The organism is Porphyromonas endodontalis, from assembly GCF_052173515.1.
In the GTDB taxonomy this organism is placed as follows: Bacteria; Bacteroidota; Bacteroidia; order Bacteroidales; family Porphyromonadaceae; genus Porphyromonas; species Porphyromonas endodontalis_A.
In genome coordinates, this window is sequence record NZ_JBQMYL010000006.1 from 1 (window position 1) to 26,187 (window position 26,187).

A 26,187-nucleotide genomic window follows, 5' to 3' on the forward strand; every position below is an offset into this window, starting at 1 on the left:
ATCTTCTCTAGATCCATACATTCGTATAATTTGAAGTACCGTAAAGCGGTGCATTTAGATAGGTCTACAGATTTAGGAGATGTGTGGGTCTCTGAGTCGCTAAACCGTAGGGCTTCGATCTTGCCATAGATGCGTAGTGTCTTGACGCTCTCCACTAGTTCGAAAATCTCTGTCTTAGGTCCGTCGTAGAAGACATCTGTATAGTCAGCCGGACGTTCGGTATCTCTTCCGATACGCTCTTTCGGTTGGCACTCACCATCTCCGTTGAGGTCGATCCAGACGTCATTGTCGGGAGCGAAGACCCCTGCGTAGAGTACCTTGTCTTTGGTTTGGGAGAGCTCTATTGTGACGCATTCGCCCGTTGTGGGGGCGTCGGTTATTTGCGCTTTCAGAGCTGTACTTGTCATAGACAAGAGTAGTGCCATGGCGAGTGTAATGTGAGTAGTAAATCGTTTCATAATGATTTAGTTATAGATTGATGGTTAGTTGTAGGGTCGGTTAGATGTACCGCCTCAGCTAAGAAGCGATATATCTAGCCGGATCCCATTATAAGGTTGAGTTTGGAAGATTGTTAGCGAGTAGGGGGGAATAAAAACATCTGGTAGACATACTTATCCTGCCCGAGGCGAACTAAGGAAATCCTACAGAGTGCTCCCTCCTTATTATTGACCGTTAGGATGGCGTCCTCTGATACCTTGTAGTTCTGATCAAAGCCATTTGCCTTGAGGTAGTCCTGTAGTGCCTTAGAGCGTAAGTCTCGCTCGCTCGAAACACAGAGCAGCTCCGTGATAATGAAGCCTAGAGACCCAACTTTTGTAGGTGCGATGTAGAAGACGAACTCTAGATTGGTCTCTTGTACCTTACTTTCTGTTGTGCGGTAGAAGAGGTGTGTAGGGAGTGGAGACTCTCCGGAGCGGAAGGTGCGTAGCCCGAGCCCTTCTTCAAAGGCATTGATCTGGGAGGGATCTTTCGTTGCTAGTTTTTCTAGAGAGGGGAAGTCTTTGACATTGGGTAGGATAGCATGCTTTGTGTCTATGATTGTATTCTCCGGTTGTCTCTTTGCGAACTCTATGAACATGGTGGTACCCAGCTTCTTATTCGGCATATCCATTAGGGCGACCGTAATGTTTGGATTGGAGTCGTGGATAGCACGTAGCCCCATGAATTCATCGCCTAGATAGTTGCTTACCTTCGCCTTCTCTATGTGAGAGAAGCCTAGTTGATTTAGCATTGCTCGGGTACGCTCACAGTTTGCTACCGATTCCATACCATAGGCGAGGATGAGATCCGCATCTCCATCTACAGGAATGCCATAGACAACGGCAGGAATGGTCGTCAGGCCCTTGCCTAAGAAGCCGGAGGGGCGATAGTCTACCTCTTGCTGTGTGCGTCCCAGTTTTGCCTCATAGGCTATTACCTCTTGATCTTCGATCTGCTCATAGTCATTGCGTGGTATGGCAAACTTGAGCATTGGCATCTCTTGGGCTACTTGTATAGGGGCTTCCTCCACCTGTACGGGGACAAGAGCCGTTGTATCTCCTACTTGAACTCGTATGGTGGTCTCTCCGACAGCGACCCCGGTCACGAGCCCTTGCTCACTGACAGTTGCTATGGCAGGGGACTGGCTCTGGAAGACGGGCTTCAACTGGCTCTCTTGTGGAGAGATTTGTACGGATAGTTGCTGAGTCTCTCCGACATGTAGAGACACTTTACCGGGAGATACCGTGATGGTGGTTTTCTGCTGAGGTTTTGGAGTGGACCTGTTGCAGGCTGTCCACAGGGTCATCGTAAGCGCGATGAGCACTAGTAGGATAGATTGTTTTGCTTTCATATAGCTTGTATTTATGAAAAATAGTTTTCTCAGTCTAAGGTACTACTTTTATTTTGATTTGCCAGCCTTTTTGTAAAGATTTCGATGTCAAATATGATTGTATGGAAAAGAATTGAGGGGCGACCTATCCGTACATTGGCTGTAAAGGGGGGGATTAGAAGTGGGCTGGAGGCACTTCGGGATTATACTTATTAACAATAAGGTACCCCTCTTCTAAGTGCGAGAAAGAGAAGCTATGCCATCATTAAAAATTTGTCTAGTAGTAAGAGTATTACTCACTCCATAGGATACAAGCCTTACACATTTCCTAGACACTAGCTCCACTACCTAATGATTGCGAAGCATTTACCCTTACCGGCTGTTGTCCTTTCTTCGTCAAACTTTAGTCCCTATAAAAAAGTAGCACACCCTAGGGTGTGCTACCATTGTTGAGGAGGATACTACAGCAGTTATTTACACTTTATTTATTCTATCATAAGGGCTTTCCCCCGTCTGATATACGCCGCTATGGCATACCTCATTGTACGAAAGTGCTTTCGCGCGAATAGCTGCCTATTGTACGAGTACAGGACGCGATACGCTATTGCCATCTTTGTCTGTAATGCGAGCCATGTAGGTGCCTGCGGGCAATTGACTTACAGCGATTGATGTTGTACCGCTTATAGCTTTGGAGACAGCTACACGCGCACCATCAAGAGTGAAGAGCTCTATCGTGCTACCTTCGCGAGTTTGTACTGTAATGAATTCCTTTGCAGGATTGGGATAGAGGACAGTCTCTACATTGAGTGTAGGTGTATCTACAGCGGTCGATCCATCCATTGTTACCCTTAGTTGGTCTACTTGGATAGCACTAACCCCATTGACTACGGGTACGAGGGTGAGGAGGATTGTCTTACCCTTATACGCAGAGAGATCTGCTGAGATTAGGGTCCAGCCACTGCCTTCTGCCGACTGTGGTGCCAAAAGTTCTACAGCGGTTCCGTTAAGCTCTGTAACCATAACCTTGAGTTTATCAGGATTATTGGCGGTGAAGAGCGTCGTGATATAGCAAGAGAATGTAGGAGCCTTAGCATCTGCAGGGATGGCGAGCGGTGCAGAAAGGAGTTCGTTTTTCGCATCAATATTATCGCCGGAGAAGTTACCTTTGTTGAACTCTGTAGGATAGAATTTACCGAAAGAGATCAGGCAGTCTTCGCTATTTTCTGCACCTACTTTGGTATTAGGATCTTTGAAAGAAAGTCCAAGACGAGCCATGAGGCCTTTACCCATGTACGAATCAAATCCGAGTCCATCTCCATCCAGGTCTAACGATCTCCATCCCTTGTCGAGCTTATCTTTGGTATCCATAGGACAGGAGAAGGGGAAAGTCGAGATAGGAGCAGAGACTGTAACTGTGATAGATTCCTTTGCATCACCATTCTTATTGGTTACTGTAGCAGAAATCTCATAGGAGCCTAGCGTCTCGGCTGTTACCTTATACTCTGTGTCGTTTACTTTCGTTAGCTTGATTCCTGCAGGAGCCTCCCACTTAACCGAAGTAATAGGAGCAACTGTACTATAGCCAAGCTTCATGGTCTGTGTCTCACCTTGATAGAGATCGGTTACCCCCGAGATGCTAAGTGCTTCGGGCTTATCATTCTCCGTCATAAAGAGAGCGAGTAGTTTCTTAAATTCCTTGAAATCCGGATCATTCGTTTGAACTTCACCACGACACTCTATCCATTTGTTGCCTGGCCCTATGAGTACGAGCGTTGGGAATCCCTTAACAGGTATACCCAAAGCCGAAGCCATCTGGGGATCTGCAAATAGGGGATAAGGCACGGGGGTCCCATTGCTATCTTTGGTCCAGTCTCCCTGTGTGTTACCACCCTTACCATGGATTCTATTAACGGTAGACTGAGAGTCTCCACCGACCCAAAAGACGTCTATCTGATTGGTTCCCTTAGGACCAAATTTCTTGTAGAGTCTCTCCAAGGCTCCACTCTGGTGTAGTCCCCAGCAAGGACCGCACCATACGGCGGAGATGTCAATCATGATGGCTTTGCCCGACTTGAGGATAGCATCAATGTCGTGTTCTTTGTCATTAATGTCCTTAGCAACATACTTTGAGCTCTTTAAGGGTTGGGGTTCCCCTGCGCGAAGTTGTGTCGCACTACGGAGCTGCACACCAGACGTTAAGAAAGATTGCTGTGCCACAACATCAGTCGTAGCCACCAGCATGCCGGTAAGCATAGTAACGCCTACGGCCAACTGTGTAATAACTTTTTTCATATGAAACCGAATTAGTGTTTGTTATTTGATCTTTATTATGTATGTCTCTTGCATTGTTTCAGAGAGCTTTCTTGAGCACTTCATAGACTTCCCCGGTCTTATGATCGTAGAGGATGGCTACCACAGCACAGCTCTTGGGCTGTATAACTTCTCGATCTATGGTACCGGTATGGTTGTACGTCTTTCCTAAATCATAGGGCTCCCCATCAATTCCATTAAGTGCTTGACGGAATATATGGTTATGCTCGTACTCATTATCTAAGCCCTTCTTTAGATGTTGCGGTGCCACAATATGATCTTCTACGAGCCATAGTTGTATGTAAAGTTGGTGCTCTTTGAGAGAAGCAGAGAGCTCCTCCGATAGGTCTAGAGCGGATGCGCTGCACTGCACTGAGATCTTGCGATCTTGATTTGAGACTTGAAGCTCAAGTTTGTAGAGTTGGGGCAACTCACGTATAGCCTGCATTTCTGCCGCCCATTTCGTCGCCATAGGGCTAAAAGTCTTCCCCCCGTTACTTGCCAATGGCCTCCGATTGAAGGTGGCTATGGGTAGTGAACCTCCGGCTTGTAGTCGCTCTAGATAAGTTGCAGCATCTGCATGATACAACCCTTTGGGGTCTTCTTTGGGACGTGTCCCTATTTGGGTGTTGCTACCATGTAGAGCCACGATAACAACCTTATTACCATGGGCTGAGACCGCTTCGGTTATCGCTTTTGCCGCTATGGGACAATTGACACAGCCAACGCCGCTATAATCCTCAATAAGGACGGAGCGACCCTTGGAGTGATCAACCTCATTGGGGATTAGTCGATCTTTTTCCGGAATAGGCCTGCACGCCACAACCAATGCCGTAAGGAGTGTGGCTAGAGAGAGGGAAAATGTATGGAGTTTCATCATTATAATCTTGGCAAATGTTGAATGTTCAAAAGAGCTTTGGGGCTAGAAAGTACCATTGTAGGTTAGGTAGATCCCTTTTGTCTCGGGCATATAACGACACACCCCTCCTGAGCAGTTAATACCGGCTCTCGTGCGGCCATAGCCTAGTTGTAGTCTATGGTTGCCGGCGGAATAAGCCACAGTAGCCATATAGTAGTGTTGCTTGGTCACGGTCATATTGTATTGATCTGATAGAGAGATCATCCATTTGGGAGCTATGGAGAGCTCCGCAAGACCGAAGAGCCAGCTACCCTCTGCTTGACGGCTATTGAGGTACTGTAGCTCGGTGCGTAACGTGTAGTTTGGTGCTAGTTTGAACTTCCCATCTAGGACAAATATATTACTATAGACGAGCGGATTATTGATCGCATGCCCCTCAACCACCTGTTGGTTGTATATCTGGTGGTAATAGTTGAAAGTTATTGAGACTGTCCGAGAAAACTTCTTACTCAGCTCAATATTCAAGTCTGAGTAGTAGAGCTGACCCATACCAAAGAAAGGATGTGAATAACCATCTGTTCCATATAGGTCTTTCTCGGGAGCATCTAAAGGCAATCGATCTGTTCCCACATTCTTTAGGCCTCGTACATGGGCATAGTTAATGCGTATCCCGGTACCATACTTGCCCCCTAGTAGAGATCCTCTAGGGATTGTGTAGCGGAAGTCTCCCTGAAAAGCCCATTCTCCATCGGGTTGGGTAGCATAGGGATAAAGTGCTGCAAGTGTATAGGTATGGTTTGCCGTAAAGGCCGGGAGGTGATTGATGTGAAGAGGGGTACCTACTGAGGATCGTGCTGAGAGGAAGTTGAAGTTTTCGCTTCGTTTGGCCTGTAGTAAGAGGCTTAGACCTTTTCTTGAGTACGAAGTAGAGAGCATGGCGACAGATCCCGGAGAGTAGATATAGTGGTTACTCGCCGTAGGGTCACTACTCTTATAGGCATACTCTCCATTGAAAAACCAGTTCCCTACAGAAAACTTGGCGCGCCCTCCAAAGGCATGTACTTGCCTAGGAAGGTTGAGACGCATTGCTCCAGTCATGCCCGGTGGAGTGGCAACAGGGATAATCTCATCTCCCTCCACTTTATTTATATAGGAGCCCCCTACGCTCAAGGTCATTCGCTTATCTCTCATGGACGGAACCCACTGCTGGAGTGCGAGCTCTCCATCTCCCCCACGGATGTATCCGCGTTCGTTGGTAAATAGACGAGCGGTACGATCGAAGTAGTTGCGTTGTTGTCCTACAAAACCCTTGATGCGTATCCCATCATAAGGGGTAAGCAATACATGGGCTCCTCTGACAGCATTGTCAATACCCAGCGTCCGCTCTTCATAGCTACGGAAAAGGATGCCGGAACCGAACTGATCATAAAAGTCTCCTAGGGTGACCTCAGCATACTTGCCGACATATCCCTTGAGGTGTAGGTGAGGGATACCACGCCCCTGCTCCGGCTCATGCCCAGGCATCGGACGGAGCAGATCTTCATAGCGGAGCCCTAGCTCCAGGTAATTGTTGCGGAGCGTACCGGTTACGTAGCTATTGCCCATCCACGATTTATTCCCAGCCGCTTTGTCGTCGAGAGAAAAGAGCATGTCGCTCTGCACGCTAAAAGAGGGTTTGAACTTTTCCCATGGTGCCCACTCTCTTTTATCTTGAGCGGAGAGCGTAGAGAAGACCCCCACACTCACCGAAAAGATAGTGATGAGGTGCCAAGTACGGTGTAGTATCTGTCGCATACGTATTGTGCGGTATAAGAAGATAAAATAGTCTATTGCTAGTTGTAAAGAGGTCGGAGGAAAACTCTAAGGAAGACTTTGATTATTCCTCCGGTTTTAGGAGCTCCCGTACTTTAGCGATAAGCTCTTGCTCTCCGCCTTCGGTATAACCGGTATGAGCGTATGCGACATTCCCTTTCCCATCAATTACAAAGACATGGGGAATCATATTGACATTCATAGCCCGCTTGAAGTCTCCATTGGGGTCTAGTAATACCTCATACTCAAGGCCCAGCGCATCCATAAGAGGCTTTACACGATCGGTATTTTGTCCCTCGTCAATAGATACAGCAACAAGCTTGACACCGGTCTCTTCCTGCCAATCTTCATACACCTCGTTGATAGCTTTGAGCTCACGAAGACAAGGTTTGCACCAGGTAGCAAAGAATGAAATAATAAAAGGCTTACCTTCATTATTCAGTTTGCTCGTATTGACTGATTTCCCCTGTAGATCTTTGAGCTCGACCTGAGGAAGTTGTGCATGTGCTACTGGCACAATTAGAAAGAAGAGTAGGATAGATAGTAGATGTTTCATAGTTTTATGGAATTGACTAGATAATTGTTACGGTTAAATTCACTGTCCAAATAAGAGGTTCTCCACCAGCCTTAGGAGTGAGGGTGATCGTAATAGTATTTGTATAGGTTTGTCCCACTATTGGATTGGGGATATCTATATGAGTAGATATAGGGGTTGTTGCTCCTTTCTCCTTCTCATAGGGAACCTCTTCTTCGTCGGCAGTCAGTTTTATGTCTTTCTTAAACGAGGTCTGATTTTCAAAAGCTTCGCAGGAGCCTAAGCATACAGTTCCGGAAGTCTCTTTGGCAAAAGAGAGGGAGAAGTTGTAATTAGCAGTCTTCCGCACACTAAAGTCCAATTGTAGGTCATAAGACTCTGCTTTTTCCGTTGATGCAGAGACTTTGTAATCTATCGTGCTACCGGCAATATACTTCTTATTGTCTATTTTGTTTATTAACATCACCTCAGAAGCTTTGGCAACAGTGATCGTACAAGTGGACTTTTTATCTCCTGCTTGAGCGGTGACAATTGCGACGCCTGGAGCGATTGCCTTGACGAGGCCTGTCTCTGAGACTGTAGCTACAGAGGGATTATCAATTGTATAGGTTACCTTGGCACCTGCCGGTGTTGTCGTTGCTGTGAGCTGTAGAGTCTCTCCTTCTAATAGTGTTGCAGTGGCGGGAGAGAGCGTAAGGTTGGTAACTTCTACAGGGGTGTTTATCGTATCGGGCCCACAGGAAGTTAGGAGCGATAGCGCGACGAGCAATAGTGCGACGGCGAATTTCGTTAGTTTCATTTGGGTAATTAATGGTTATAAGGGTTAAACATTATACTGCCTATTTTGTACTGTCCTTTATTATTATACGGGTCATTCTCAAAAAAGTAACTCTCCATTGCTCATTAGAGGTTTCGTCTTGTCTAAAAGAGACTGCCCAAAGGTAATAAATGTCTTGTAAATAGCAATACTTATTACGCAATATATTAGGGAGGGGCTTATGGAGCCCTAAAGATGAGTCTGTGTAATACCTGTTGTCTCCGAAGACAATAGGTCGTAGAGACACTTGGGTGTTGCCATTCTGATAAAAGAGTATCGGAACTATTGCTGTCCGATAAAAGTAGTTAGAGAGAAAATTCAAAGGCTGACTCCAAAAGAAGAAGTCAGCCCTACTTTTCGTTATCCTTAAGTATCTTCTAGACACTATCGGAACTAATTACAGTTGCCATCAAAGGCGAGTCCTCCTATACTGATTCTATGGGTTTCGGTGCGACGAAAGATTCGACGGGCCAGAGGTAGGCACTCACGAGTTCGCTGTTGTTGTATGCCTGCTCGTTCATTTTCGCAATGCGCCCTAAGAGCGCGTTGGACTTAGAGGATTCCGCCTCCTGCACCAATAGGCAAGCATTAAAACTAGGCCATACGGCAGTATCCTTGTGAGGGATGTCAAAGTCGCTCTCAGCCAATGCTTTCGGAATGACTTGGTACACGCCAATTTCTAGCTCGTGAAGGAGCGACTCTATCTGCTCCAGCATACTGATGTTACATGTGATATATATAAGTGTCATATCAGTTGTTTTCTATAGTTTTCGTCTCATCCTAAATAGTCTACGCTCCCTGTAGAGCCTACGTTGGTGCATAAATGCATAAGCAGTAGGTACCAAAATCAGTGTTACAAGCATAGAGATTAGCAAACCTCCGATGATTGTGATACCGAGAGGAGCGTACATCTCCTTTCCCATACCGGTACTTAATGCCATTGGCAGCATCCCGAGTATTGTAGTCATTGAGGTCATCAATACGGGACGCAAGCGAGAGCGACCGGACTCCATCACGGCGTCTCGGATACTATACCCACGCCGTACAAGCATATTACTGTAGTCCACCAGCACGATACCGTTATTCACTACAATACCAACTAACATGATCAGTCCGATAAACGTTACCACACTCAGAGTTGTCCCGGTAATGAGGAATGCTAGAATGATACCGACCAATGTAAATGGTATGGCAAAGAGGATAATAAATGGATCCAAAAGAGACTCAAACTGAGCTGCCATCACCATAAATACCAACATTAGACCTATGATAAAGATAATCGTAAGCGAAGAGAAGGTATCGCTCTGATCCTCTATCTGACCACCTAATGAGATGCTTACACCTTGAGGGATCTGCGTATCGGCGATGATCTCTTTTGCCTTTTGGGCTCCATCTCCGAGTGAAATCCCATTAAGGTCGGCAGTAACTTTGACATACCTTTGTTGGGTAAGACGCTCAATCTGTATTGGCCCCTCCTTTTCTTGGAGATCTGCAACGGCAATCAATGGTATCTGCTGCCCCAGCAGATTCGTTACCTGCATTTCATTGAGCTTCTTGATAGAATTGCGATAGTCAGAAGCATATTGTATCCTAATATCGTAGTCAGTACCATCCTCGGTGTAGGCACCCGCGTTGGCACCATAGAGGTTTTCTCTCACTTGTATACCGATCACCCCGGGATTGAGAGCCATCTGAGAGGCTTTGTCCTTGTCAACTATGATATGAACCTCACGATTGCCTGCCGATACTAATGCTTCAACATTGGTAAACTCCGAATACTCCTTGACTTTTTTCTCAAGGTCAAATGCCACCTTATTCAGTTGATCCATGTTTTTCCCAAAGATGATAAACTCTATAGGAGCTTTATTTCCCGTTAGAACAGTAGCCATAGCACTGCCTCCTGAGACGGTTACTTTTTCGATTTCTGGTATCGCCTCAATCAGAGGACGAATATCATCGGCGATCTGTTGGCTACTACGATTACGCTCACTGACGGGCTTGAGGTGGCAGAAGATCGTACCAATATTTTTACCCTCTTTAAATCCTACTGCCGTAAGAACTCCGTCTTGGGTCTGACCGGTAATACTTGCGAGTCCCCCTTCGGCAACCTCCGGCACATTGTCGTGCAACAGTTGTATGATCTCATTACCTATCTGCTCAGTAAAGGAGTGTGATGTGCCTTGCTCTGTCTCAAACTGGATAGAGATAGAGCCGGCATCAATATCGGGGATGTAGTCGGTACCGACAGCCTTTCCTAATAACAATACTAAGACGAAGACGACCAGAGCAGAGCCAAGGGTGATGCCCTTATGGAATACAGCCCAGCCCAGAAAGTTGCGATATATCCTCTCAACCCTTTGGAACATACGCTCGCTCCAATTAAAGAGTTTGCCATGTTTTTTGCTCTCCTTGCTACGTGGGGCCGGTTTGAGCAATACGCTTGAGAGCATTGGGGTCAGAGCTAATGCTGTGAAGAGAGAGGTGATCAGACAGGTAACCGTAAGGACGGCTAATTGCTTAAACATTACGCCAACGATACCACCCATAAATACCAAAGGGAGGAATACCACAATGGTGGTTAGGGTAGATGCGGCAATAGCTAATCCCATCTCGGATGCACCAAACATTGAAGCTTGCTTAGGCATAGCCCCTCGCTCTATGTGCTGTGTGATGTTTTCGAGTACTACGATGGCGTTGTCGACTACCATACCAATCGCAATTACCAACGCCACCAAGGAGAATATGTTGATGGTATAGCCGAGTATGTTCATGACGATAAAAGCCGAGATCAATGATACCGGCATCGTCAGGAATACTATGAGGCTAGATTTCCATTCTCTCAAGAAAAGCAATACCACCAAGGTGACGAAGATCAGGGCATACCAAATAGATGAACTGAGGTTGTTAATAGATGAGATTACCAATTCGTCCGAACCTATCACTTCAGAGATTTGCACGTCCGAGGGTAGCTCACCTTGTATGTCGCTTATCTTTGCACGTACGGCGTTGGCGACATCTACGGTATTGGCTCCTGATTGTTTCTGTATCAATAGGGCGATACCTCTACCCCTATGATTGAAGGCTGACGCATTAGTTTCCTTAAAAGTATCCTTGATGGTAGCAACATCTTTGAGGCGTACCACCTTTCCTTTGAATGCCTTGATAACAGTATTCTCAAGCTCTTGTACACTCTCGTATTTACTGGGCATGCGTACAGAGAAGTCGTAAGCACTCTCCGTTACAAAGCCAGAAGGCACGTTGATGTTATTGGCTTTGAGCATCATGGAGAGCTGAGTCACAGACATACCATAGCCCTGCATCCTGATAGGATCTATCTCAACTCGGATCTCACGTTCAGGCTGCCCTAGGTAGATTACCGTACCTACGCCATCTACCTTTCTCAGCGTAGAAGCGATTTGGTCCTCTACAATCTCTTCTAGACCGTTGTAGTTTTCGTCTGCATTGATGGCATAACCGATCACCGGCATCATCGATGCATTGATCTTATAGATGATTGGAGTATAGGCTTGAGCCGGCATTCGGGACTTGACTAGCTCCAATAGATCTCGAGCATTATTTGCCGCCGCTGTAATATCTTCTTCCCACTCATACCTCAACTGTATAAACGATACATTCTCTTTAGAGATGGATTTGATCTCGACCAAATTCTCGGCAGAAGAGAGTACTGCCTCTAGGGGCTTAGAAACCTGTTCCTCCACCTCCATTGCCGAAGCTCCGGGATAGACCGTGATGACTGTAAGGGAGGGGAACTCCATGTTAGGCATCAGGTCTAATGGCAACTTTGTCAGAGAGAATACACCTATCACTAGTATAGCCACAAAAAGCATTGCGGTCGCGATAGGCCTTTTTACGCCAAATTCAGGAAGCTTCATAGACTTACTTCTTTTTTACAACACTCACTTTGGAGCCGTCGTTGAGCTTATTTTTGCCATCTACTACAATTGAATCTCCACTCTTGATTGCATCGCTTTCGATGTATACCCAACCGTCGTTAATCTCCCCTCGAGTCACCGGGATGCGACTAACTTCGGTGCCTTCGGTATTGACTTTGAATACGAATTCTTCGGCTGTCCCGGCCAAGCGGTATATGGCATTGAGTGGTACGAATAGACCTTCTCTCTCCGGTAGAGTAATAGAGACATTGCAGTACATACCGGGTTTTAGGCGGTTGTCTTTGTTAGGGATATTGACTTCAACAGCTGCCGTACGTGTCATTGGCGAAAGTGCGGGAGAGAGGTAAGATATTTTACCCTCAGTCGGTTTATCCGGATAAGCGTCAAAAATTATGGTAGCACTCTGCCCTTTTTCTATGTAATTGAGTTCCTTTTCATTGACTTCAATGGTTATTTTGAGAGGATTGATTTGGCGAAGCTCTATGATGCCGCTTTCCAACTTAAGCTCATTGCTGAGGCTTGGTGTGAATGTATACGTCTCCCCTTCATTGACCAAAATATCAGTGATGATGCCACTAAATGGGGCGGTAATGGAAGTATTCTTTTTGAGCATAGCCACTTTGGCCACGGAGGCCTCGTACTTAGCCTTGACGTGGTCGTAATCCATTTGGCTGATGCTCTTCTTTTCTAACAAACGGGTAATACGCTCGAAGTCGCGTTTGATGGCGTCGTTTTCGATCTGTGCCTGTAATAGCATTTCGTCGGACATCTCCACGATGAGGGCTCCCTTCGGAACAAAGCTCCCTTTGCCGTAGTGTATCCGCTCTATCCTCCCTGGTAGGGCGGTTCCGAGGTTCGCACTTTTAGATGCCTCGGCAGTACCCGAAAAACGAATTTTTGGGGTAAATGTCATTTGTTTGGCTTGGATAATGGTCACGGGCACAACTTTGTCCGCATCGGACTCCTGATCTTTATCTTTCTTTTTGTTGCAGGAGGTAGTTGTGCCGATAAGTAGGAGCAACACCGTTGGGAGCAAGAAGCTCTTAATTCCTTTGATATGCATATTGTTTTTTATCTATCTATTTTGTTTGTGAACAAGACTATGTTCCTCGGCATACTTATAGAGAGCGCCGGTAGACTTCTCCAATTGAGACAATGTTACGGCAGCTTCTACTCTTGCATCAATATCGGCAGAGCTGGCTTTTTCCCACATGACCTGAGCTTCTAAAATATCCCTTATGCTGTTCATCCCCTCTAAGAGGCTGTTTTTTGTAATTCGCAGGTTTTCCTCAGCTTGCTCCTTAGAGAGCTTTGTTAGTTCCATCCTTTTAAGAGCCTCAGCATGCTTAAATCTATTTTGTTGTATCTGCAAGTTGATTTTCTCTTGGGAGTCTTGCAGTTCTAACTTTGCCTTGGCCACTTGTTGGTCTGCCATGTGTACTTGGTGTAATCTATCGCCCCAAGTTAGCACCGGGATCTGTACTCCCACGCCTATCATCCAGTCTCCGCCAAAGTTATTTTGAGATCCTTTGTAGAGATTAGGTTGTATCCAGTTGTATCCTGCTGTGAGGAAGATGTTGGGCAGGAATTGCGACTTCACCATCTTTCTTGCCGACTCTGTAATCGCGAGCTTATTGCGAAGCATCACTATTTCGGCACGCTCAATGGTATCGTTATTTGTAAGCGCTAAGAGGCGACTACTCAGTTGCTCCTCACTGATAATGCCGGTGTCTAATTCTATTTGATTAGCATCTACTCCTATGATTTGTCCGAGCAACATCTTGGAGAGCTCAAGGCCGTTTTCCGCTTTGACCAAAGAGAGCTCCACTTCATTTTTCTTGACCTGAACCTTCAATACTTCGTTCCTAGTTGTCATGCCTTCGGCGTAGAGATTTTCTAAGTCTTGTCCGAGATGATCTAGGAGGGATTTGTAGGTCTTAGCCAAAGTCACCTTCTCTTGTACAGAGATTACTCTCCAGTAAGCTTCATCCACAGATGCCAAGACATCTGCTTCCTCCATTTTTACTTTCTCATGCAGAAGCTCAGATGTGTAGCGAGCTATCTTGTTTGCCTCTACAATTTTAAATCCCATAAAGATAGGCTGGCGTAGTATAAAGCCTCCCGTATACACCTCCTTAGGAGCGACACTTATAAAGTCAAGAGGGATCGAAAGTCCTTGAGGTGTCACCCCCGGGATATTGAAGTTGATCGCAAAAGGGCGGAGGGGTCTATCTCCCGGATTGACCCATCCCCCGGCGAAGTCAATGCGAGGTAAATACTTTGTTTTAGCCGACTGCACTAAATAGTCAGAGGCTACAGCATCAGCTTGAGCCATTTGTATCTGTTTGTTGTGCTCTAAGGCTAACTCTCTGCACTGCTCCAAAGACATTAGAGCTTGGGATTGTGCCTCTGTCTTCAATCCCATGGAGAGAACAACAGTCGTGATCAGAAAGAAGACCATTCTTTTGTTGACTGTTCGAATCATGATTTGCGCGTATTAGTTGTCTTATTATAGCTTGGTAGAGGATCCATAAGCTCCCTGATACCACTCCTTAAATTCTCTATTTTTCGCTTTACTTACTATGACCTTCTCAGGGGTTTCTACGGAGAGTGCTACCATTAACTTGCCCCCAAACCATACAGACATACTCTGTATTGCACTATGTGCTACGATGTATTGTCTATTGGCTCTAAAGAATAGTTTGGGGTTTAAATCTTGTGCTATCTTTTCCAAAGAGAGGTCTATAAAGTGCTCCTTCTTATCGATGGTCACCAATACAGATGCTTTGCTTTCCGAGCGTATGTAGGCGATCTTTTCTACCGATATCGGGAAAAGTTTATCTCTAAAGGGAATCAAAAAATGGCTCTTATAACTCAATTGCGACTTATTGAGTGCTTCAATCATCTTGTCCATCAGGTCTTGGTTATACACCTTCTTTCCACTCTGACCAAATCTTTTGATCTTGTCTAGGGCTCTTTGGAGGTCGCTTTGTTTGATTGGTTTGAGTAGGTAATCAATACTATTGACTTCGAACGCTTTGAGCGCATATTCCTCATAAGCCGTGGTAAAGATGATGGGGCAGGATACATTGATGCGCTTGAAGAGCGAGAATACCTGACCATCCGCCAAATGTATATCCATAAAAGCCAAGTCGGGCTCCGGGTGGCTTTCGAACCACTCTACACACTCAGATACACTCTGGAGTATGGTCAATACCTCTATGTCTGGGTCTGTTTCGGTGAGTAGCGTTTGTAACCCTTTGGCGGTAAAATACTCATCTTCTACGATTATTACTTTCATATTAGAGATTTGGCTTTGGGTTCTAATTGGTCTAAACTCTTTATCAATGGTAGTGAAACGGAGAACTGTCCATCCTTTGAGACAATGTCAATATCCTTGCCAAATACCAAACGATATTGCTCCATCAGATTATCCAGTCCTACTCCCGTACTGCTTGATGTACTTTGCTCTCTTAGTTGCAGTTTATTCTCTACTACGATCTTGTCTTCTTTCGTACTGATGGATATAGTTAATGGTATTTTGGCACTTGCGATATTGTGTTTGATCGCGTTCTCCACCAAAATCTGCAGACCGGAGGGTATGACATAGTAATCCAAATATTTATCATCAATATGCCACACTACCTTAAGACCATCGAAATAGCGGATGCACATCAAGTAGAGATACGACTTGACAAACTCTAACTCTTCTGACAGCCGTACCACCACTTTATCGCGCATCGTATGCCTAAATACCATCGCCAACTCCTGCACATACTCCTGAGCCCGCCTGTCATCCCTGCCGATTAGACCATTGAGCGTATTGAGACAATTAAAAAGGAAGTGCGGATCTGTCTGATTTTTCAGTGCCGTGTACCTGTTTTGCAGATTCTCAAAGTCCAACTTCTGCATCCCAACTACTGCCAAGTGATTTTGTTTCATCAAATAAATGGTCATAGTAAAAAGGAAGGTTACTACCAATATGACGAGATCCTTAGCATACTGCACCGTGGCATAAGTATGATAATTAAGAATATCTCTAAACCACCACCACTGCAATCGCGACAAATAGGGCGATAGTAATACCACTCCCATCAACAGCCCGAATAATATCAGCCAGAGCTGGTACTGTCGTATATCATACCTATTGATTGCCCAGGATTGGATGCTCAACAATAGATAAAAGAAGACCATGTTGACGAGTAGTGAGGCGATAGAATTCACCGACAAGACGGTTCTTAGGTCAAACTCCCTGCCGGCATCAAGCAAGCTGTAGTAATAGATAGAAGACGACAGCATCACAAACGCAAGCAAGAAACTGATGATAAGTGTAGCTAGTAATACACTCTTCTTTTCATCTCTTAAAAATATAAATCCGTTACTTCGTCGCTGTCTTAAACGGCGTTTTATGCGCGGTGTCGTCATAAGTCTTCTGTCTTTATGGATACTTTGTATCCCAAAAAGTTGCGTTTATGTTTGTATGTTGAGCTTTCCCGGTCTTCTCGCACAAGAAAGAAAAAGCAACGAGCCTATCTCACACCCTTCGTTTTTCGTATTTAGGGTGAAGGGATAAGACTCGCTGTTTTTAGGGCTTCTAAAATCAGAAGCGATAGCCTAAGCCTACGGTAACCACACTCGCATGAGCCTTATAGGCGGCGTTCTGTAGAGGGAAACCAAGCTTAGATGTGACATTGTTTATAGAGGTCTTAATGTCATCAATCTGGTTGATAAAACCATACTTATAACCGGCATTGATCTGGATGCCATTGGCAAACTCATAACCCAATTGGCAAGCAATACCTACATCCCACCTTTGGAGAGCCGACTTATCGTTGTGCTTCTCGTACAGGTCAATTGGGTCAATTTTCACTAGGTTATTGAATTTCTTAATTTCGTCTGTTTTAGCGGAGAATCCTATCCCAACATAAGGCCCAACACCACCATACAGAAGCCCATTACCCAACTGCAGTTTACCTAGGGCATATATGGGGATCTGCATCCCCCATTGGTTGATCTTGTTTTCCAAAGATACAGGGCCGGCCTCTGCCTTTAGACCTATCCCTCTGTAGAAGAACTCAAGCTCGGGTTGGATAGCGAAGTTGGAGTGTAGGTTGATTCTCATGAAACCACCAAAGTCGGCTCCCGGTTTCATTTGGCTTTTAAGAACATGAAAGTCGTTGCTTAAGGCAAGACCCGAGAAGTTTACACCCGCTTTTACACCATAATCTGTAGACACAGGAGCCTGAGCCATGGCTGAAGTAGCTGCCATCCCCATGATTACACTTGCTGCGATAGCAATAATATTACGTCTCATACTTTCTTCTTTTTACTTTCGTTGTATTTATTACTCATCTTTATTCTGTTGTATGACCTATCCGATCGCAATAGGTGCATCAACTACATCGCAAAGGTAGGAAGAATAAAACCCCATACCAATCAGATATTGACCCAAACGACTTAAATACCTGCCGAACACCTCTGTACTGCGACTGTGGCAGAAAAGATGGAGCACAAGAAGCTAAACGCAAGTGACGGAGAGGAGTGTGCCGGTGCTGGTGCAAAACCTAAACCACAAGGGCGACGTCGTGATGTGTATGATGCAATCTTTTCTCTCGGATAGAGGTAAGAACGTGCCGGCTTGCATGGGTGTGTCTGCTTTGGGTGGCTACGAGGACCCGGATGAAGACAAGAGGGAAACCCCTCGTTTGCTCGTTTTGTCGGCACAAGGGGAAACTACTTATGTGAGATATTTCCCTCATATGTTTTTTCGTTGGATATATGCTTTGATTAGGCTGGAAATGCTACTTTTGCCATGTGTAAGAACTAATATAGTAGTAATATGAATCAAGAAAAGTTTTTATCTATCCTCGGGTGGGTAGCTACTGCAACGGCAATGGCAATGTACATCTCTTATATACCACAGATTGGCTCTAACCTCGCCGGACATAAAGGCGACTGGCTGCAGCCAATGGTGGCGGGTATCAACTGCACACTATGGGTGGCATATGGCTTTGTTCGCAAGAAGAAGGATTGGCCTATCGTTATAGCCAACCTCCCAGGGATTGTTTGTGGCTTCTTGGCCTCTTTCACAGCCATGTAAAAGATTTTACTGATTCAACGAAGAACGGATGACCGGACAATAGACGATCCGGTGATGGAACAAGTTATTTAAAGAGCCCTCAGGGGTGTGCTAAAGGCATCCCTAGGGTTGTTTTATATAATTAGGAACGCTGCCTGTGTTGTTGCTTGCAAAGCTCAGATTCCCTTTCTTCTGTGTACCAAGTCGCTTTCATGGTCTTTTTACTTTAACTCCCAAATAATTTATAGATCACAATGAAACCATTTTATAGATCAACAATGAAGCTATTACTTTGCTTTCTATTGGTCTTGTCGAGTCTACCCTCGATGTATTCGCAAATGCTCTTCTCTGAGAATCTCACAATGAGGATAGACAGCACCAAAAGAATACAAGGAACATTATTACCCGTACTGGAATTCAAGACAGAAAAGGAGAATGTATTCACCTTCAAAAACACTGCCAATCTCAATTTGTTGGTAAAGCATGGTCAAGTAATCAATCTAATTAATAAGATTGAGCTCTCTACCTACGGCGATAAAGTAACCGTAAGCGGAGGGTATGTACATGCCGAATACCGCTATTTGTTGAATCGTTCTTTTGAGATTTATCCTTACGCCGAGTCGCAATGGGCAGAAAGTAGGGGAATGAAATTTAAGGTCTCTACGGGGTTGCAGTCGCGTTGCCGGCTGGTAAATAGTGCTAACTGCCTCTTGTTTGCAACCGTGGGGCTATTCTACGAGTTTGAAAAGTGGGAACAACCAGCCACTAGCCCCCTTGCAGGAACGGATGCATACAGCCGTAGTATTAAAAGCCACTTGTCTCTCAGTTTCAAACATCAGTTGGGTGAACGTTGGGAATTGATAACGACGGCCATTCACCAGGGGAAGCCTGATAGCTACTTAAAGGAGGCTCGTTTTGGAGGAGCTGTCGACCTCAAATACCGCATTACACCTACGATAGGAATACGCGGAGCCTATCGACTCATCTACGATACTGCCCCCATTGTACCCGTGCGCAAAGATTATAATACTCTTGATGTTGGTATTGACCTTTCGTTTTAAGAGGGTGCTATAAATAAGAGATGTCGATTACTCTCTTCCATAGTAAAGAGCTTCAATCTTATCCAACGATAGGTAACCGTCTATTGAGTGGAGTTGATAGATTTCGTGCAAAGTAGCAGAGATAGAGCCTAATATCGCATTGGTTTTAGTTTTGCCTTCACTGCTATGTTTTTGACTGCTGATGTTTTATGTCATAGTTTCTGTAGCACAAAATGATCGATTGATGACTATCAAAGCATAGGTCTATACCTTCATATCGTTGGCTATACATAAAGAAAAATCGTTGTAAAACCTAGTTTTACAACGATTTTCTACTTTCTAAAAGCTGCTTTGATAGAGAGGTTTGGAACGCTCTCGGAGCCTTGAAGCGGAAGCGGGGGGATTCGAACCCCCGGTACGGTTGCCCGTACGTCAGTTTAGCAAACTGGTGGTTTCAGCCACTCACCCACACTTCCTTCCATCAACCAAGGGGCACGCCCTTTTTTGACGTTGCAAAGGTACTATTTCTTTTTGAATACGCAAGATCCCTCGCTATAATAGTGCAGATTGCAGATTCCAGTATCAAGTGCAACAGTGTCACAAAAGTAATGCTAGTACTTAATTCGGGGATTTAAAGTCCAAACTTTTCCTAGGTCTGTTGTTTAGCAGTCTCCTGATATTTCGTATTTGTTTTTCATCGATGTCTTTGAACGGAGTCCCTTTGGGTATGTATTTTCGCATGAGTTCGTTGAGCAATTCAACATGGGGCTTATCTGTGGAACAATAGGGTTTGGCAAAAAGACAGGAACACGGAGCGCCCTCTCAATGGATCTAAAAGCCATAAATTCCGATCCGTTGTCCGTGGTTATGGAATGCAATATCCCCATCCTTTTGAAGTAATCCAAACTCCGATTAACGATCCGAGCCAACGCCTTGGCATTTTTGCCATTAGGCAGCTTTTCAATGATGGCATACCCCGTTTTTTCTCGGTCAGGGTAAGGTTGACTTCTCGTTGATGAGGTCCAATGATAAGATCCATTTCGAAATCTCTAAAACACTCTTTACGATCGATTCAGTCCGGTCTCTCGTCTATACTTTTTCGCCGTTCCCATTTCCCTTTTGGGGGGAGAAGCTAAAGGCTTGTGGTGGTATTTTAGATGCTGTCTCGTATGGCGATAGAGGTCCCCTCCGCTCTCTTTGTCCTTATGGAGCAAGGTGTATAGGGAGGTTTTTGTTTATCTAAGCGTTGCACTTACAACTAGAAAATACATGGCACGTGTCATTGGGCAAGAATTTGAGATGGATGGTCAATTCAAAAGAGAACTGACAGATGTCGCTATTGTTCTTGGCAAACGTGTTACTGAAATCAAAGATGGCATTAAAAAGAACCAAGAGAAGCAGACTGAAAGCTTCGCCACACTTTGTGAGAAAATCGAAGGGACTCAATCTCTTCCAGAGGTCAAGAGATACTACCTCTTTGATGTCAAACACTGGATGGAGTGGCTTATTTGGGGTATATCTATCGTTCTCATCGCTTGCACTATCGGCTGTTATCTATCTCCACAGTTTCAATCAATTCCTCGAAAGCTACGCCCTCAGATACCGCATCCTTAGGATGGAGTACGCCGTGAGTAAAAAATCCTTTGCCCAGCTCGATAGCATCTTTGAAATAGATCGCTCAGGATCCCAAACCAAGCGACTAAAAGGGCGTGTCTCTAATTACGAATCAGCTGTCGAATGTCAAGCCGAATACCTTCTCCTCCAACAAGATCTCTCAGCCGAACAAGAGAAAGTCCAGTAACAACTAACCCAATAACAACAGAGAGACCCGAATACTTGGGGCTCACTTTTACTATCTGTTTTTTGCAATATATTTCATTCAATTCACATCAGCTCCTCGGCAAAGATGTTCGCATTGGAATATCAAAAAGGAGTATGACTCTTTATAGATTCTATTAATCGTATCCTGAGATAACCCACATTCTTTCAGTAAGCATGTAGTCAATAACAATTGTAATTGGAAGACAACTGGAATTGTTTCCTCTTCTGTCATTCGTTTTTCCTTTTTATTTTCGGGCAACAAGTGCATTAAGTAGTCTCTTGTATCTTTTATCTTATCCACGTCAATTCTTTGTTGTCGAACAAGGTCTATATCTCTATTTTCCTGAAGCAGATCATATATAATTTGTTTTAAATCGCTCACATCTTTTCTACGACGTATGTAAAATCCTTCTACAGACCTAATGACATTCGAGAACAATTTATATGGATGCATTATTTTTTCTGTAAGAGTATCGATGAAAAAATATAAAATTGTATTTATGTCCTCTGCAAGAGGAAACCAGTTTTTGATAAACAGACTAAAATTATCTTGAATCTGTTTGAATGAAAATAGAAAATGATTCCTACTGCCGATTTCGTAAGGGTTGCTAACAAAACCTCTTTCAAAATAGTTATACTCTGTATGTGTGGAATGATCTGTCGTATATTCAATTAGATCTTCAAAATCAAAGAAATCGAACCTTTGTACAGAAACCTCGTATAAACAAGCTATAGTTAATAGATTAGTAAATAGGCGAACCTGATATTTTAATTCATTTAAACTCATCTTCTCGTTTGACTCCAATATCAACACAGTTGTCCGCTCTTCGGTAGTCTTTGTTAATTCATAATGTTTATACCCCTCTTCTCTCAGACTGACTATTATTTCTTTAGATCTCTCAGAGTAATCTTCACCGTTCTTTTTAGTTAGAAGAAATGAGGATTGTATGGCATCGTTCTCCTTTATGTAAGCATTTACATATTGGGGCGGTGCAAAGTATGAGAGTAAGTTGATTCTTACTTTTACTCTATTGAAAACTCTTTCCTCCTTAGACAACATATGTTTTCCAATTAAAATTGAGCGACAATGATACTCATAAATAGCATAAGAGCTCTGTGAATTACATCTAAAAGAAACATCCACCTGAAATAAGGATATCTTTTTATCTTCAGACGAAACTCCATGTATCACAGTGATGAAAGTCTCTTCTTTCAATGTTGCCAGATTTCCTTTTTTGTTATGAAATCCTCCAAATGTTTTTAGAACAAATCCTCCATCTAAGTTTTGCGCTAAGACGCCAGGCAGTGAATTCTCATTCAATTCAGGTAAATGCCAGTACCCATAAATAGGCTCATTTAACTTATTGTTCATATGCTATTGACGTGATGACTAATATAGAAGATCAATATACTTTGTTAGATTAGATATGATGAATTATCTATAGCATAACTCTGTTTGTAATTTAGTTATGCTCACCTCTCTCTTTTATTTACTTGTTTTGTCGCTTCAGTCCCTCTGTCGGCATAGGGAACGATATCCTTGATCACCAACTTTTGAATCGCAGAAATGAAGCTCCCATTTTAGAAAAGTCTACCTCCTCGTTGATACAAGATAGAAAATCTTATCTCTCTGAATCTTTCGATTGTCCACGTTGCTCTTTCAGGCGTTGCAACTCATCGGAAGTGAGCGATAAGTTTTTACTCGTTCTATAAAAGCATCGAAGTTCTCCTCCTTAAGAAAGGAGAGGGCGGTATATTCACCTACCTTCTGACCAGCTCCTAAGTTGCTTTTAGAAACATAGTAGACTCCTATCTCGTGTTGTAGTTTGCCTCTCTCGTATTTGTGCCCTGTTACTCCGATAGCGATTATATAGGTATAGCTAGTATGGAGAAGTATGGCGTTGGCATAGTGGATGGCGCCATTCACAGCATACCCATTGATATTCTTGAAGTTTGGCTCATTCTTAGACTTCTTATTGTCTACCTGATCCAGAGCATCAAGTTTGACCCTATATCCTTTGTATTCAATGAGGACTGGATAGTAGTTTAGTTGTTTGTCTTGAAGGAGTAGCTTTGTGTCAGGACGATTGGCTCCAACACCTCCGTTTTTGGTGAAGTACTTAGTCAATGCTTTGTCAATCTCAGCATTGAGACTCTCCTGCTCCAACTTATAGTCGAGCTTATATGTCTTTAGCCAACCATTCGCTAAGTCTGTAATATTTAGCTCTACAGATTGTGCTTTATTCTTCATATTCAAGCTCCTATAGAATGTCTTAATGAGGTGACACAAAAATCAACTTCAAATATACTCAATTAATCACTATAGGTCTTCTGATGAGAGTTTTCTGAAAGTTTATCAGGTCTCAACCTTTTTCTGTCAAAACAATAACTAGGAAGAATATAGTCAAAAGAGACCCTCAAAGAAGTTCAAATTTATAGGTGTAAAAAGGGAGTAAACCACGTAACACGTTGATCTACACTCTTTATTGCGGAAGCGGGGGGATGCGAACCCCCGGTACGGTTGCCCGTACGTCAGTTTAGCAAACTGGTGGTTTCATCCACTCACCCACACTTCCTTCCGTCAATCAAGGGGCACTCCCTTTTTGACGTTGCAAACGTACTATTTCTTTTTGAATACGCAAGTCTCCCGCTATAATAGTTCGTTTTTGAGGAGATAGAGGTGTATCAGGGTTTGGAGAGCTGCTTTCGAGAGACTAGAAAGTGGGTATAGTGGGTATAAAAAGAAAGTGAGCTTGTCTCCCGACAAACTCACTCGTATTAACCTTAAAATCTAATACCATGAAAAACACGATGCAAAGGTAGGAAAAAAATTGAGATATAGATACTCTCTCCCTCTTTAATTTTCTAGTGAATAGTTTACTAGTCCTATAATTGGTTGATATATAGAATATAGCATTGTTATTTCTATAGTAAAGAATATTATTCGAAATAGGGGTTGGTTCATTTAATAGAGGAAAGGGAGTGGTGTATCTTGGGCTATTTGTGACTGAAATTTCGCCTTACACCCTCACGCATTGACTTCTTTCGCTGATTTCTGAAAAGTTTTAGACTGAAAATGGCCTAGGAAATCAGGTGAAAATGAAAATTTTTTTGGGCAGAAGTCCACTCCATTTTAGGCTGATTTCGGAGAGCGAAAATAGGTGGAAATATTTAGCGGCTCCTGTGGGGGATGAGTGGAAGTAGGTTTGAGCTGGTTTGTTTGCTCGGGGCGGAGAGTGTTTGGGTTGCTTGGTAAGCCAAGGGGGCAAAGGGCGGTTGGGGGGAAGTCCGTGGGAAGTATGGGCTATTATTGGCTAATTAGCACTACCTTTGTGGAAGAGCCTTCACCTTATAAATTAGGGAGGAGGGTTGTACAATAATAATTGATATAGACAAATAACACTATGGCATCACGTCGCAAACTTAAGAAGGGAATCAAAGAAATTACAGACTTCCTAATTGACGATATTCTTTTTATTTCTCTCGATGCAAAGGAAGAGGAACTTGCTGCTCTAGAGCTATTGCTCAATCGTGTAGTAGACTTGCACGACGAGACAATCGCTAAGATCGGGGCTCCCGATGGGGCAAAAAATCCTCAGTTGGTAAGGAAGTTTTATGCAGACCTCAAGGCTAAATATAACGAAGAAATAGAGGCTGTAGAGTCTGAGTTGGAGAAGTATATCAGTCTCGATAAGTAAGATAGGGGCCGCGATACATTGAAAAACTTGGCTTCGTGGCTTTTGGGAGTATTTGGCTGGAGGGTGATCACCCCTCCGGATAATCCTCCTAAGAGTATCATTTGTGTGGCTCCCCATACCAGTAATTGGGACTTTATATTGGGCAAACTCTACTACTCTGCCATTGGTAGGCATGCGGGGTTCCTGATGAAAAAGGATTGGTTCTTTTTTCCATTGGGTGGGATTATGAAATCGATGGGAGGTATTCCCGTGGATCGTTCGCGCTCCGGTTCTATGGTCGAGCAGCTGGCGGAGCGGATTAAAGAGAGTCCCAAACTATCCATTGCTATAACTCCGGAGGGGACACGTAGCGCTACTGGGCGTTGGAAGACAGGCTTTTATCGGATTGCCTGTGCTGCAAACATCCCCATTCAGTTGGCGGTGATTGATTATAAGAGACGAGAGTTGGGGATCTTCGAAACCTTCTATCCTACGGGAGACGAAGAGGCTGATATTCGTTATATCCGGAGTCGTTATCACTCAGAGCAGGCTCGTTATCCCAAGAAATTTGTAGAGCAATAACATCTCTCTTTTACCCTTCAATATGGCCCAAGAGACCCTAACTCTAGCTCTCGCGCAGTGTGATATAGTATGGGAAAATCCCACTGAAAATCTCCAAGTGATGCGTGAGACTTTCGCTCAAGCAGCCCAAGGAGGTGCCGAGATTGTCGTCTTCCCGGAGGTGATGACTACAGGTTTTTCGATGCACCTAGAGGCTATTGCCGAGCCTTTTGAGGACTCTCCATCCTTGCAGAGCATCCGCGCCATGGTGCAGCAATATGGCGTGGCTGTGGTTTCTTCTTTGCTTGTAAAGGAGGGAGATAAATACTTTAATAGGATCTTTTTTATCACCCCCGAGGGAGAGGAGTTTTTCCAAGATAAACGACACCTCTTCCGTATGGGAGGGGAGGCTAAACAGGTCTCTCCGGCAGGGGGGCGGCATGTTTTTTCGTATCGGGGTTGGAACATTCTTCTGATCGCTTGCTACGATATGCGCTTCCCCGTCTGGTGCCGCAATAGAGCCAATGAGTACGACCTCTTGATAGATGTAGCCAATTGGCCCGAGCCACGTAGGCTTGTGTGGAGTACTTTGTTGCGCGCCCGAGCTATGGAAAACTTGGCCTACGTGTGTGGCGTTAATCGTGTGGGACGCGATGCCGAGGGGTTGGTCTACACGGGAGATTCTGCTCTTATCGACCCCAAAGGCAGGGAGCTGGCAGCCCTAGAAGAGCGTCGTATCGAACTGAAAATAGCCACCCTGGAGCGAGCTCCCTTGGATAAACTTCGCAAGAAATTCCCTGTTTATCTCGATGCGGATGAGTTCTCAATCGTAGGGGCCACCCTCTGAGATTTTTTACTAATTACCCATTGCGGAGAGGTGATTTGTGCTCCTCTCCTTTTTGTTATGGGGTGTTTTTGCCTCTTCCATGGCTGCATTTTGTTGCTGGGAGGG

At 44.3% G+C, this 26,187-nt stretch carries 22 protein-coding genes, 2 tRNA genes and 1 pseudogene; 6 read left to right on the plus strand and 19 right to left on the minus strand.

Annotation, left to right across the window (positions count from 1 at the left end; translation table 11 throughout):
• The 14 genes from ACTTHR_RS04040 to ACTTHR_RS04105 form a co-directional block, all read right to left on the minus strand.
• Positions 1–458 (minus strand): hypothetical protein (locus ACTTHR_RS04040; RefSeq protein WP_442605279.1); only part of this gene is annotated, 458 nt, incomplete at its 3' end.
• Between the two features lie 113 nt (positions 459–571).
• On the minus strand, positions 572–1,831 hold the full coding sequence (locus tag ACTTHR_RS04045; RefSeq protein WP_442605280.1) for an Ig-like domain-containing protein: 1,260 nt from the start codon (positions 1,829–1,831) through the stop codon (positions 572–574).
• Between the two features lie 552 nt (positions 1,832–2,383).
• The gene (locus ACTTHR_RS04050) at positions 2,384–4,102 is read right to left on the minus strand and encodes a T9SS type A sorting domain-containing protein (protein ID WP_442605281.1); all 1,719 of its coding nucleotides are present in this window, start codon (positions 4,100–4,102) and stop codon (positions 2,384–2,386) included.
• Between the two features lie 58 nt (positions 4,103–4,160).
• Positions 4,161–5,000: an Omp28 family outer membrane lipoprotein gene (locus ACTTHR_RS04055; protein ID WP_442605282.1), complete on the minus strand. Its 840-nt coding sequence runs from the start codon at positions 4,998–5,000 to the stop codon at positions 4,161–4,163.
• 42 nt (positions 5,001–5,042) lie between these two features.
• Positions 5,043–6,773 carry a DUF6029 family protein gene (locus ACTTHR_RS04060; RefSeq protein ID WP_442605283.1) on the minus strand — a complete coding sequence of 577 codons (1,731 nt, stop codon included), beginning with the start codon at positions 6,771–6,773 and terminating at the stop codon, positions 5,043–5,045.
• Between the two features lie 82 nt (positions 6,774–6,855).
• Positions 6,856–7,347, minus strand: coding sequence for a TlpA family protein disulfide reductase (locus ACTTHR_RS04065; protein ID WP_442605284.1), 492 nt, complete (start codon positions 7,345–7,347; stop codon positions 6,856–6,858).
• 16 nt (positions 7,348–7,363) lie between these two features.
• Positions 7,364–8,125 (minus strand): Ig-like domain-containing protein, encoded by a 762-nt coding sequence (locus ACTTHR_RS04070; protein ID WP_442605285.1) that lies wholly within the window; start codon positions 8,123–8,125, stop codon positions 7,364–7,366.
• A 443-nt stretch (positions 8,126–8,568) separates the two neighbouring features.
• Positions 8,569–8,892, minus strand: a complete 324-nt coding sequence (locus ACTTHR_RS04075) for a PG0541 family transporter-associated protein (protein WP_040579917.1) — start codon at positions 8,890–8,892, stop codon at positions 8,569–8,571.
• A 12-nt stretch (positions 8,893–8,904) separates the two neighbouring features.
• A complete protein-coding gene (locus ACTTHR_RS04080) occupies positions 8,905–12,036 on the minus strand; it encodes an efflux RND transporter permease subunit (protein ID WP_442605286.1) in 3,132 nt (1,043 codons plus the stop codon).
• Between the two features lie 4 nt (positions 12,037–12,040).
• Positions 12,041–13,120: an efflux RND transporter periplasmic adaptor subunit gene (locus ACTTHR_RS04085; RefSeq protein WP_442605287.1), complete on the minus strand. Its 1,080-nt coding sequence runs from the start codon at positions 13,118–13,120 to the stop codon at positions 12,041–12,043.
• Positions 13,121–13,132: 12 nt separating this feature from the next.
• Positions 13,133–14,542, minus strand: coding sequence for a TolC family protein (locus ACTTHR_RS04090; protein WP_442605288.1), 1,410 nt, complete (start codon positions 14,540–14,542; stop codon positions 13,133–13,135).
• A 24-nt stretch (positions 14,543–14,566) separates the two neighbouring features.
• Complete coding sequence (locus ACTTHR_RS04095; RefSeq protein WP_304284471.1) at positions 14,567–15,358, minus strand: LytR/AlgR family response regulator transcription factor; 792 nt, start codon at positions 15,356–15,358, stop codon at positions 14,567–14,569.
• The gene (locus ACTTHR_RS04100; RefSeq protein WP_442605289.1) at positions 15,355–16,482 is read right to left on the minus strand and encodes a sensor histidine kinase; all 1,128 of its coding nucleotides are present in this window, start codon (positions 16,480–16,482) and stop codon (positions 15,355–15,357) included. The genes ACTTHR_RS04095 and ACTTHR_RS04100 overlap by 4 nt, the downstream gene beginning before the upstream one ends.
• A gap of 175 nt (positions 16,483–16,657) precedes the next feature.
• Positions 16,658–17,371 carry an outer membrane beta-barrel protein gene (locus ACTTHR_RS04105; protein WP_442605290.1) on the minus strand — a complete coding sequence of 238 codons (714 nt, stop codon included), beginning with the start codon at positions 17,369–17,371 and terminating at the stop codon, positions 16,658–16,660.
• A 525-nt stretch (positions 17,372–17,896) separates the two neighbouring features.
• Between ACTTHR_RS04105 and ACTTHR_RS04110 the strand changes: the two genes are divergently transcribed.
• On the plus strand, positions 17,897–18,157 hold the full coding sequence (locus ACTTHR_RS04110) for a SemiSWEET family transporter (RefSeq protein WP_004332192.1): 261 nt from the start codon (positions 17,897–17,899) through the stop codon (positions 18,155–18,157).
• Positions 18,158–18,414: 257 nt separating this feature from the next.
• A complete protein-coding gene (locus tag ACTTHR_RS04115) occupies positions 18,415–19,197 on the plus strand; it encodes a hypothetical protein (protein ID WP_442605291.1) in 783 nt (260 codons plus the stop codon).
• Positions 19,198–19,565: 368 nt separating this feature from the next.
• On the opposite strand, the gene ACTTHR_RS04120 is transcribed toward ACTTHR_RS04115, so the two are convergent.
• Together ACTTHR_RS04120 and ACTTHR_RS04125 are read right to left on the minus strand one after the other, a co-directional pair.
• A tRNA-Ser gene (locus ACTTHR_RS04120) sits at positions 19,566–19,652 on the minus strand.
• Positions 19,653–19,794: 142 nt separating this feature from the next.
• A pseudogene (locus ACTTHR_RS04125) lies at positions 19,795–20,408 on the minus strand (IS30 family transposase); the annotation flags it as partial.
• 37 nt (positions 20,409–20,445) lie between these two features.
• Here ACTTHR_RS04125 and ACTTHR_RS04130 point away from each other — a divergent pair.
• Positions 20,446–20,790 carry a hypothetical protein gene (locus tag ACTTHR_RS04130; protein WP_442605292.1) on the plus strand — a complete coding sequence of 115 codons (345 nt, stop codon included), beginning with the start codon at positions 20,446–20,448 and terminating at the stop codon, positions 20,788–20,790.
• Positions 20,791–21,055: 265 nt separating this feature from the next.
• Here the strand turns inward: ACTTHR_RS04130 and ACTTHR_RS04135 are convergent, their stop codons facing one another.
• The 3 genes from ACTTHR_RS04135 to ACTTHR_RS04145 form a co-directional block, all read right to left on the minus strand.
• Positions 21,056–22,369 (minus strand): HEPN domain-containing protein, encoded by a 1,314-nt coding sequence (locus tag ACTTHR_RS04135; RefSeq protein ID WP_442605293.1) that lies wholly within the window; start codon positions 22,367–22,369, stop codon positions 21,056–21,058.
• A gap of 288 nt (positions 22,370–22,657) precedes the next feature.
• Positions 22,658–23,248: a hypothetical protein gene (locus ACTTHR_RS04140; RefSeq protein ID WP_276774064.1), complete on the minus strand. Its 591-nt coding sequence runs from the start codon at positions 23,246–23,248 to the stop codon at positions 22,658–22,660.
• Between the two features lie 238 nt (positions 23,249–23,486).
• Positions 23,487–23,573, minus strand: a tRNA-Ser gene (locus ACTTHR_RS04145).
• Between the two features lie 828 nt (positions 23,574–24,401).
• Here ACTTHR_RS04145 and ACTTHR_RS04150 point away from each other — a divergent pair.
• From ACTTHR_RS04150 to ACTTHR_RS04160, 3 genes are read left to right on the plus strand one after another with little or no spacing between them, the layout of a single operon-like run.
• Positions 24,402–24,695: a hypothetical protein gene (locus tag ACTTHR_RS04150; RefSeq protein WP_276774062.1), complete on the plus strand. Its 294-nt coding sequence runs from the start codon at positions 24,402–24,404 to the stop codon at positions 24,693–24,695.
• Between the two features lie 18 nt (positions 24,696–24,713).
• Positions 24,714–25,256 (plus strand): lysophospholipid acyltransferase family protein, encoded by a 543-nt coding sequence (locus ACTTHR_RS04155; protein ID WP_442605294.1) that lies wholly within the window; start codon positions 24,714–24,716, stop codon positions 25,254–25,256.
• A gap of 22 nt (positions 25,257–25,278) precedes the next feature.
• Positions 25,279–26,082 (plus strand): nitrilase family protein, encoded by an 804-nt coding sequence (locus ACTTHR_RS04160; RefSeq protein ID WP_442605295.1) that lies wholly within the window; start codon positions 25,279–25,281, stop codon positions 26,080–26,082.
• The last annotated feature ends 105 nt before the right edge of the window (positions 26,083–26,187 follow it).

Coding starts and splice junctions, on each gene's coding strand:
- ACTTHR_RS04055 (WP_442605282.1), bottom strand. CDS start 5,000: ATGATGAAACTCCATACATTTTCCCTCTCTCTAGCCACACTCCTTACG.
- ACTTHR_RS04050 (WP_442605281.1), bottom strand. CDS start 4,102: ATGAAAAAAGTTATTACACAGTTGGCCGTAGGCGTTACTATGCTTACC.
- ACTTHR_RS04150 (WP_276774062.1), top strand. CDS start 24,402: ATGGCATCACGTCGCAAACTTAAGAAGGGAATCAAAGAAATTACAGAC.
- ACTTHR_RS04160 (WP_442605295.1), top strand. CDS start 25,279: ATGGCCCAAGAGACCCTAACTCTAGCTCTCGCGCAGTGTGATATAGTA.
- ACTTHR_RS04135 (WP_442605293.1), bottom strand. CDS start 22,369: ATGAACAATAAGTTAAATGAGCCTATTTATGGGTACTGGCATTTACCT.
- ACTTHR_RS04130 (WP_442605292.1), top strand. CDS start 20,446: ATGGCACGTGTCATTGGGCAAGAATTTGAGATGGATGGTCAATTCAAA.
- ACTTHR_RS04085 (WP_442605287.1), bottom strand. CDS start 13,120: ATGCATATCAAAGGAATTAAGAGCTTCTTGCTCCCAACGGTGTTGCTC.
- ACTTHR_RS04045 (WP_442605280.1), bottom strand. CDS start 1,831: ATGAAAGCAAAACAATCTATCCTACTAGTGCTCATCGCGCTTACGATG.
- ACTTHR_RS04100 (WP_442605289.1), bottom strand. CDS start 16,482: ATGACGACACCGCGCATAAAACGCCGTTTAAGACAGCGACGAAGTAAC.
- ACTTHR_RS04070 (WP_442605285.1), bottom strand. CDS start 8,125: ATGAAACTAACGAAATTCGCCGTCGCACTATTGCTCGTCGCGCTATCG.
- ACTTHR_RS04110 (WP_004332192.1), top strand. CDS start 17,897: ATGAATCAAGAAAAGTTTTTATCTATCCTCGGGTGGGTAGCTACTGCA.
- ACTTHR_RS04080 (WP_442605286.1), bottom strand. CDS start 12,036: ATGAAGCTTCCTGAATTTGGCGTAAAAAGGCCTATCGCGACCGCAATG.
- ACTTHR_RS04075 (WP_040579917.1), bottom strand. CDS start 8,892: ATGACACTTATATATATCACATGTAACATCAGTATGCTGGAGCAGATA.
- ACTTHR_RS04115 (WP_442605291.1), top strand. CDS start 18,415: ATGAAGCTATTACTTTGCTTTCTATTGGTCTTGTCGAGTCTACCCTCG.
- ACTTHR_RS04065 (WP_442605284.1), bottom strand. CDS start 7,347: ATGAAACATCTACTATCTATCCTACTCTTCTTTCTAATTGTGCCAGTA.
- ACTTHR_RS04095 (WP_304284471.1), bottom strand. CDS start 15,358: ATGAAAGTAATAATCGTAGAAGATGAGTATTTTACCGCCAAAGGGTTA.
- ACTTHR_RS04140 (WP_276774064.1), bottom strand. CDS start 23,248: ATGAAGAATAAAGCACAATCTGTAGAGCTAAATATTACAGACTTAGCG.
- ACTTHR_RS04105 (WP_442605290.1), bottom strand. CDS start 17,371: ATGAGACGTAATATTATTGCTATCGCAGCAAGTGTAATCATGGGGATG.
- ACTTHR_RS04060 (WP_442605283.1), bottom strand. CDS start 6,773: ATGCGACAGATACTACACCGTACTTGGCACCTCATCACTATCTTTTCG.
- ACTTHR_RS04090 (WP_442605288.1), bottom strand. CDS start 14,542: ATGATTCGAACAGTCAACAAAAGAATGGTCTTCTTTCTGATCACGACT.